4 protein-coding genes are annotated in these 3,564 nt (G+C 71.2%); all 4 read right to left on the reverse strand.

Annotated features, from left to right (window positions below; all coding sequences use genetic code 11):
- Positions 1–794: metal ABC transporter permease (locus tag ACZ38L_RS38880; protein ID WP_465702770.1), on the reverse strand; the 794-nt coding region annotated here is incomplete at its 3' end.
- Between the two features lie 7 nt (positions 795–801).
- Positions 802–1,725 (reverse strand): metal ABC transporter permease, encoded by a 924-nt coding sequence (locus tag ACZ38L_RS38885; protein WP_465702773.1) that lies wholly within the window; start codon positions 1,723–1,725, stop codon positions 802–804.
- Between the two features lie 6 nt (positions 1,726–1,731).
- Complete coding sequence (locus ACZ38L_RS38890) at positions 1,732–2,580, reverse strand: metal ABC transporter ATP-binding protein (protein ID WP_465702775.1); 849 nt, start codon at positions 2,578–2,580, stop codon at positions 1,732–1,734.
- Positions 2,580–3,564 (reverse strand): metal ABC transporter solute-binding protein, Zn/Mn family (locus ACZ38L_RS38895; RefSeq protein WP_465702777.1); only part of this gene is annotated, 985 nt, incomplete at its 5' end. The genes ACZ38L_RS38895 and ACZ38L_RS38890, both read right to left, overlap by 1 nt.

A 3,564-nucleotide genomic window follows, 5' to 3' on the forward strand; every position in this document is an offset into this window, starting at 1 on the left:
GTGCGGTACGTCCGGCGTGTCCAGCGTACGGCGTGGGCGAGGAGGTAGCTGCCGAAGGTGAACGTGGTCACGAAGAAGCCGATCGGCCAGTTGGTCTGGTATGCCGCGGCGATCGAGGACCAGACGGTCAGCAGCGCGATCGCGACCGAGAGGGCCATCGTGCGCAGTGGCTGGTCGGTGAGGCAGCGCGCGGCGGCCGCGGGGCCGACCATCAGGCTGAACATCAGCAGTGCGCCGACGACGGGTACGGCCGTGGTGGTGGCCAGGGCGACGACCACCAGGAAGGCCATCTCGACGCGGTGGGCGCGGATGCCGCGGGCGGCGGCGATCTCGGGCACCACCGAGGTGAGCAGCAGGGGCCGGTAGAGCAGGGCGATCGCGCCCAGGCAGCCGGCGCCGAGGACAGCGGTGAGCCCGATCTCGTTGCCGCTGACCCCGAGCACCTCGCCGAAGAGCAGCGAGTAGATCTCGGGGGCGTACTCGGTGCTCCAGCTGAGGAACAGCGATCCCATGCCGAGCAGCATGGCCAGCGCCAGGGCGGTCACCACGTCGTGGCGGCCGCGCCGGCCGAGCAGGCCGATGCCGAGTGAGGCACCCAGGGCGAAGACGCCGAGGCCCAGCACGGTGTTGAGGCCGAGCAGGCTTGCTCCGGCGGCTCCGGCGAAGGCGGCTTCGGGTACGGCGTGGGAGACGAACGCCGAGCCGCGCAGGACGACGAAGAAGCCGACCACGGGGGCGACGACGGCGACGACGGTCGCCACGATCCAGGCGTTGACCATGTAGTCCGCGAACATCCCAGTCTCACCTCACCGTTGCCAGGGAACGTGCCGTGGGCGCCGATCCGCCACGGTGGCGGGCGCGTGCCGTCCGGATCCGGCTGCCGAGGTCGGCGAGCAGGTAGAGCGCGAAGACCACGGCCACCACGAAGAAGCTCACCGGCCAGCCCTTGTCGGTCGGCGGCCAGTGGTAGCTGTCGTAGGCCAGGACGACTCCGATCCAGGTCGACAGCACCCCGATGGCGCCGGCCAGCACCATCGCCCGGGCCGGGCGGCGGGTCAGTCGCAGTGCCGTCGCCGCGGGCCCGATCAGCAGCGCGGTGCTGAGGATGGTGCCCACCGCCACCGAGGAGAGTGCCGCCGACAGCGCCAGCAGTAGGAGGAAGGCCAGGCCCAGGGCGCGTACCGGGATGCCGCGGGCGGCGGCCAGCTCGGAGCTGACCGAGCTGAGCAGCAGCGGGCGGTACAACAGGGCGAGGACCGCCAGGCAGACGGCGCCGAGCAGGACCATGGCCGGCACCGTGATGCCGCTGAGCGCGAACAGCGAGCCGAACATGATGGTGATGGTCACCCCCGTCGTGCTGTTGACGATCGTCACGAAGTAGATGAACAGCGCGGAGAGGCCGAGCGCGGTGCTCAGCACCAGGCCGGTCGCCACGTCGCGGCCGCGCTGTCGTTGCGCGCCGACCAGTTCCATCGCTCCCGCGACGACGAAGCCGCTGGTGAGGAAGCCCCAGAGCGGGGTGAGGCCGACCAGGAAGGCGGCGGAGCCGCCCAGTGTGCCCAGGGCACTCAGGGCGTGTCCGGCGAACGACTGCCCGCGCAGTACGGTGATCACCCCCACCGCTCCGGAGACCACCGCGACCACCGCCCCGGCGAGGAGTGCCGTGCGCACCGGGTCGCTGTCGAAGAAGCCCGGGGCGAAGACGGCGTCGAGGACTCCTGCCACCACACCTCACCGCCCCTCGGTCGAAGCCTCGGCGACCGGGCGCCCCGGCCGCGGTGGCACCGGGTCGAGCGAGACGCTGGAACCCGAGACGACCAGGACGCGCCCGTCGACGCGCAGGACGTTCACCGGGTGCCCGTACAGCTTGCTCAGCACCTCGGTCCGCACCACCTCGTCGGTCGTGCCGACCGCCGTCCGCCCTCCGGCCACGTACACGACCCGGTCCAGCACGGGGAGCAGCGGGTTCATGTCGTGCGCGGAGAGCAGCACGGCGATCCGCTGCTCCTTCGCGAGGCGGGCGAGCAGGTCCACGATCTCCTGCCCGCTGCGGATGTCGAGGTTGGCCAACGGCTCGTCCATGAGCAGCAGCCGCGGGCGGCTGATCAGAGCGTGAGCGATCAACACCCGCTGCTGCTCGCCGCCGGAGAGGTTGCCGACCCGGGAGTCGGCGAACGCCGTGGCGTCCACGGCGTCGAGCATCTCCTCGACGCGTTGCCGGCGCTGCCGGGAGGGGGTGCGCAGTCCGATCCGTTCGCCGTCCAGGCCGAGCGCGACCAGGTCGCGGGCGCGCAGTGGGGCGTCGGGGTCGATCAGCACCTTCTGCGGGACGTAGCCGACCGAACGGTTGCGCCGGGCCAGTGGCCGGCCGTCGACCAGGATCCGGCCCTCGGTGGGGGTCAGCATGCCCATGACGACCCGTAGGATCGTCGTCTTGCCGGCGCCGTTGGATCCGATCAGGCCGGTGAACTCGCCCGGGCCGAGGGAGAATTCCACCTCGTCGAGGATCCGTCGGCCGCCCCGCCACACGCTGACGCCCGCCAGCGAGAGGACGTCACCGTCCCGCGTGTCACCGGTCATCACAGGGTCGGCGCCGAAGTGCCGTTGGCCAGGGCGTTCTTGAGCGCCGAGACCTCGGCGGCCATCCAGGACTGGTAGGTGTAGCCGGGCGTCGGCATGGTCTCGTAGACGCCGATGACCGGGATGTCGTTCTGCTTGGCCAGGGTCAGCAGCGACTGGGTCAGCGAGTCGGTGACCTGCTGGTTGTAGACGAACGCCTTCACCTTGTGCTGGGTGAACAGGCCCTGCTCGGCCGCGACGTCCTGCGGCGAGGGGTCGGTGCCGTTCATCACGTCGGCCTGGAACGCCCAGGGCGTCAGGTTGTTGATGCCGGCGGCGTCGAGCAGGTAGTCGGCCACCGGCTCGGTGGTCGCCACGGCGGCGCCGGGGAAGGCGGTCTTGAGCTGGGCGATGGCCTGGGTCCAGGGCTGCAGGGAGGCGTCGAACTTGGTGGCGTTCGCCTCGAAGTAGTCCTTGTGCGCGGGGTCGATGGTGGAGAGGTCGTCGGCGATGGCCTTCGCCACCGCGGGCATGGTGGTCGGCTGGTACCACAGGTGCGGGTTCGGGGTGGAGTCGGGCAGGCCGAGCAGCTTCTGGACGTCGATCACCTGGCGGCCGGAACCGCTGGACGCCTGCTCGATCTTGGTCATGAAGTCGTCGTAGCCGACCCCGTTCTGGACGACGAGCCGGGCGGAGCTCACGGTGTGCGCGACCTTGGGGTCCGCCTCGAAGGTGTGCGGGTCCGTGTTCGGGTCGCTCATGATCGCGGTCGCCGTGACGTACTGACCGCCGATCTGGCTGATCACGTCGGAGTACTCGTTCTCCGCGCCCACCGCCTGGATCGTCGCGCCGGACGACCCGGTGCCGCTCGCGCCGTGTGCGGAGGAGGAGCAGGCGGTGGCGGCGGCCGCGGTCAGCACGGTGACGGCGGCGAGCAGCGCGGGCCGGGTGCGGCGCAGGCCGGCGGAACGGGAGACGGGGGTAGCGGACATGACGAGTACTCCT

It is taken from the genome of Kitasatospora sp. NPDC024654, assembly GCF_055559155.1.